This is a genomic window from Psychrobacter sp. AOP5-GZ1-6 (assembly GCF_052376345.1).
Classification (GTDB): domain Bacteria; phylum Pseudomonadota; class Gammaproteobacteria; order Pseudomonadales; family Moraxellaceae; genus Psychrobacter.
In genome coordinates this window covers 1-5,039 of record NZ_JBQSVP010000179.1, presented here as the reverse complement: position 1 = coordinate 5,039, position 5,039 = coordinate 1, and the positions used below count along the sequence as shown (strand labels likewise).

Annotated in this window: 3 protein-coding genes; all 3 read left to right on the top strand. The window is 42.6% G+C overall.

Going from position 1 to position 5,039, the window contains the following annotated elements; genetic code table 11:
• Positions 1 to 183: 183 nt before the first annotated feature.
• The 3 genes from uvrA (at position 184) to ACT3RN_RS14445 (ending at position 4,498) form a co-directional block, all read left to right on the top strand.
• The gene (gene uvrA, locus ACT3RN_RS14455) at positions 184 to 3,090 is read left to right on the top strand and encodes an excinuclease ABC subunit UvrA (protein WP_192520628.1); all 2,907 of its coding nucleotides are present in this window, start codon (positions 184 to 186) and stop codon (positions 3,088 to 3,090) included.
• Between the two features lie 432 nt (positions 3,091 to 3,522).
• Positions 3,523 to 3,834: a YrhK family protein gene (locus tag ACT3RN_RS14450; protein ID WP_192520629.1), complete on the top strand. Its 312-nt coding sequence runs from the start codon at positions 3,523 to 3,525 to the stop codon at positions 3,832 to 3,834.
• Positions 3,835 to 4,231: 397 nt separating this feature from the next.
• Entirely contained in the window at positions 4,232 to 4,498 is a 267-nt protein-coding gene (locus ACT3RN_RS14445) for a hypothetical protein (RefSeq protein WP_192520630.1), read from the top strand.
• Positions 4,499 to 5,039 lie beyond the last annotated feature (541 nt).

Below are 5,039 nucleotides of genomic sequence, written 5' to 3'. Positions count from 1 at the left end.
GAGGTGCTCTTCTTTTTTCAATCACTTTCGAAGTTGAGAGTGGGGTTAGATAAGTATTTATATCGCTTTGTAAAACGAATCACCTTTTATAAAGCCATATGAATACAAGCATCACTTATGATTTTGCTTACTTATTGAACGTATCTTTATCGCCCCCTTTAGCAAATAGGAAACCTATCAACGATGGCACATGACCATATCGCAATACGCGGCGCACGCACACACAATCTAAAAAATATCGACCTAGACATTCCACGAGATAAATTTGTGGTGATTACGGGTCTATCAGGCTCTGGTAAATCTTCGCTCGCATTTGACACCTTATATGCCGAAGGGCAACGCCGTTATGTTGAGAGCCTATCTGCTTACGCGCGCCAATTCCTCTCGCAAATGGAAAAACCTGAGGTCGATAGTATCGAGGGTCTGTCCCCTGCGATTGCTATTGAGCAAAAATCGACCAACCACAACCCACGCTCTACGGTCGGCACGATTACCGAGATTTATGATTACTTACGTCTGCTCTATGCACGCATCGGTACGCCATACTGTCCTGAACATGGCGAGCCAATGGTGGCGCAGTCAGTCACCGAAATGGTCGATCAAATTATGGCATTGCCAGCTGATACCAAGCTTATGATATTGGCACCCGTTATTCGTGAGCGTAAAGGTGAGCATACTGTCTTGCTTGAGCAGCTCATCGGTCAAGGTTTTGTACGGGTACGTGTCGACGGTGATGTCTATGATACTGACGAGCTGCCGACGCTGGATAAGAAAAAGAAACATACCATCGAAGTCGTGGTTGACCGTTTTAAAGTCCGTGACGACTTGGGTAACCGTGTCGCTGAAAGTTTGGAAACAGCTCTTCGCTTGGGTCAAGGACTGGTTACCCTACACTTCATGGATGGTAATCCAAAAGAAGGTGGTGATGACAATCAAGTCATGTCGGCTAAGCACTCCTGCCCTGTCTGTGACCGTGCCGTACCAGAGCTTGAGCCGCGCATGTTCAGTTTTAATAATCCATACGGCGCGTGTCCAAGCTGTGATGGCCTTGGCAAACGTCAATACTTCTCTGCTGAGAAGCTGATCACTCATCACGAAAAATCGCTCAATCAAGGCGCGATTAATGGTTGGGACAAACGCCATGCTTACTATTTTGGCTTACTAAGTACAGTCTGTCAGCATTTCGATATTGATATGGATGCCCCATGGCAAGACCTGAGTAAAAAACAGCAAGACCTCATCATGCAAGGTTCTGGTAAAGAGAAACTAACCTTTAACTTTACCGATGAGCGCGGTCGCAAAACCAATAAAACCGTTCCATTTGAAGGAGTGCTTCCGTATTTAGAACGCCGTTATGCCAAGACACAAAGCAACCTCGTTCGTGATGAGCTGGCAAAATACTTGGCAGATACCACTTGTAATGTCTGCGATGGCGCGCGTCTCAATGAAATCTCGCGCAATGTCCGTGTCGATGGACAAACCATCGCAGAAATCGTCAAACTCTCTATCGGTGATGCTGCCGACTATTATAAGACCCTAAAAATCGATGGTCATAAAGGCGAAGTCGCAGAAAAAATCTTTAAAGAGATCAACGAGCGTTTGAATTTCCTAGTAAGTGTTGGCCTAGACTATCTGACACTCGCCCGCTCTGCCGAAACCTTATCAGGCGGTGAAGCGCAGCGTATCAGACTTGCCAGTCAAATTGGTGCTGGTCTCATGGGCGTCATGTATGTACTCGATGAGCCATCTATCGGCCTACATCAACGTGACAATGATCGCCTGCTAAAAACCCTCACGCGCTTGCGTGATTTGGGTAATACCGTACTGGTCGTAGAACACGATGAAGATGCGATTCGCCAAGCGGATCACGTCATCGACATCGGTATCGGTGCGGGTGTGCATGGTGGTCACGTGATTGCACAAGGTACAGTCGATGACATCATGGCAAATAAAGAATCGCTGACTGGGCAATACATGTCTGGTAAGAAAAAAATTGAAATTCCAACCGTTCGTCATACTGCCAAAACCATGGATGTCGAAGTCAAAGGTAAGGCTAAATCCAAAAAAGCCCCGATGACCATCGAGCTAAAAGGCGCCTCAGGCAATAATTTGCATAAGGTGGATTTGACCATACCTGTCGGTGTCATGACTTGTGTGACTGGCGTATCTGGTTCGGGTAAATCGACGCTGATTAACCGCACACTTATGCCGTTGGCGGCGACGCAATTAAATAATGCCTCAACCCTGATCGCCGATAAATTTGAAAGTATTAGCGGTCTTGAGCATTTGGACAAAATGGTCGATATCGATCAAAGCCCAATTGGTCGTACACCGCGCTCAAACCCTGCAACTTATACTGGCGTGTTTACCCCTGTGCGTGAGATGTTCGCACAGACACAAGAAGCGCGTGCTCGTGGCTATAAGCCTGGTCGTTTTAGCTTTAACGTAAAAGGCGGACGCTGTGAAATGTGTCAAGGTGATGGTCTTATCAAAGTTGAGATGCATTTCTTACCAGATATGTATGTGCCCTGCGATAGCTGTGAGGGCAAGCGCTACAACCGTGAGACGTTAGAGATTCACTATAAAGGCAAGAGTATCGCTGAAGTGCTTGACATGACCGTTGAAGATGCCACTGAGTTTTTCTCAGCGATTCCAGCGATTTATCGTCGTCTGCAAGCCTTGATGGATGTTGGTCTAGGCTATATTCGCTTGGGTCAGTCTGCACCAACCTTATCTGGTGGTGAAGCGCAACGGGTTAAACTGGCTCGTGAACTGGCCAAGCGTGATACTGGACAGACGCTCTATATCTTAGATGAGCCAACGACCGGCTTGCACTTCCATGATATCGATAAGTTGCTCACTATTCTGCATGCCCTACGTGATAAAGGTAATACCATCGTGGTCATCGAGCACAACTTAGATGTAATCAAAACGGCAGATTGGGTGATTGATCTCGGCCCTGAAGGCGGTAAAGGTGGTGGTATGATCATCGCCGAAGGCACGCCTGAGCAAGTGGCAGAAGTTAAAGAATCCTATACTGGTGTATTCTTAAAACCGATGCTTGAGCAAGGTATGAAAGAAGTCAGCTAGTTTTATTCTAAATTTATAACGACATCAGAGCTATCCTATCAGGATGGCTTTTTTGTTGAACGAGTGATTAGGCAATGAAGAATACTCTTACTTTTATTTGTCAACTATAGGCGATTCACTATAAAGTAAATACAGCGATACGAATGATATAGTTGAGTTCAAATAATTTCGATATAAGGAAACCGATTGCAAGCGATACATTAGTATGGTTAGCGAGTATGACGATGTAGCGGATTTATATGGATTTGACTATATTTTGCGCAGCCTTTTCCTGTACAAGCACAGCAAGCAAAAAAATGTATCTTTGTATCGCTACACCTCTTTTATGTAGGATTGACTATGACGTACACACATATAACCTATATCCGTAACGCGTATAAATTTATAACCATTTTTTTCAATTAACGACTCGACATAATGATGAGACATGACATGGATCAACACACCAAAGCAAAAGGCAATAACTCAAACTTGATGATTCATTTAGGGCCAGAAGCGCTCATTATTCATAACCGTTATCAAGTCCTCAGTATTGTTAATGATATATTGATTGGTGTTTGGTTTTTGGTAGGGAGTATTATGTTTTTATATCCCTCATGGAAAGAGATCGGAACGTATCTGTTTATTGCTGGTAGCGTGGAGATGTTGATTCGTCCTGTCACACACTTTGCCCACCGCGTGCACCTAAAGAAATATACCACGGTAAATATCGCTACTTCTAATGATACTCTGAGTCTATTTTAAGACGTGGCAGGTAGGATGTGGCAAATCTTGAGAAACGACTTTTAGAGCTTGTTGATACTGAAGAACTTCGGACTATTGCGCTAACTGGTGAATGAATGATCTAGGCCCTGAAGGCGTTAAAAATAGTGGGATGATTATCGTGAAAGGCTACTCTTTATAGGGCGGCCTTTTTATTGAGTGGTATTAAGATATCAATTTTCAAACTATACGGTTCTGTTGCGTTACCTTTCTTAATCTTTATTAAAGATACTTAAAAGTCGAATGTATTAATATTTAAATGCTTCAACATTATGCGTAAACACATACGAGATAGAAACAACTAATTAATAACGATATAGCACGCACGAATTGATGCTCATCACTCTTGTATGACCTCTGAAACTCTTAAGGATCTCTCATGAAAAAACTACTATTTATCGTCTTAGCATCTACTGTTGGCGTTGCTGCCTGTGCATCAAGCGGAACATCAAACGGCACAAGCGATCACCAGCATCAAAGACCAGCTATGTCAGCGGATATGAAACAAGCCATGGACGATTGCGCTAGAAACAATGGTGTGAAAATGACTAAAGATAGTCGCCCAAACAAAAGTGATATGAAGAAAATAGATTCGTGCATGAGTGCAAAAGGCTATGACAAGCCTGCAGGCCAAAGTCGTCACTAATAACTGATGTTTTTTAGATACTCATTGATAAAAGGCCACTCTTTATAGGGTGGTTTTTTTGTTCTAAATTTGACTAAGGCTTAATTCTGTAGTGGTCACACATCTTATCTCTTATACCTTGAAGCATAACGTTCGCTTTAATCGATAGGCTCTATATTAAAAATAATTACATTAGCATGCATACTCTAAATTCTGGGAGTCTGCTGATAAAAGTCCATATATGGTGGTTATTAGTTCGTTTGTTCATTTCGTATTAATACAAATGCTAGCAATCATCGCCTATATTATTGCGAATGCAGCAAGCTATACTTCATTTCCATTTTTCATTCCGTCTATTTTAAATGATGTGTTCATCATTCTAATTAGGCTTTTGGGTTATGGTTTATGGTTTATTTCTTTATAGTTTATTATTAGCTACGTCTGCTTGTATGGCTATCTATCGGATGTCAGGGCTATATGCTACTTTCAAAGCTAAAGATGAGTTAGAATAAAAACCAACAATAGTAATATATTACATAACCACTTATGAATAGCGAAAACC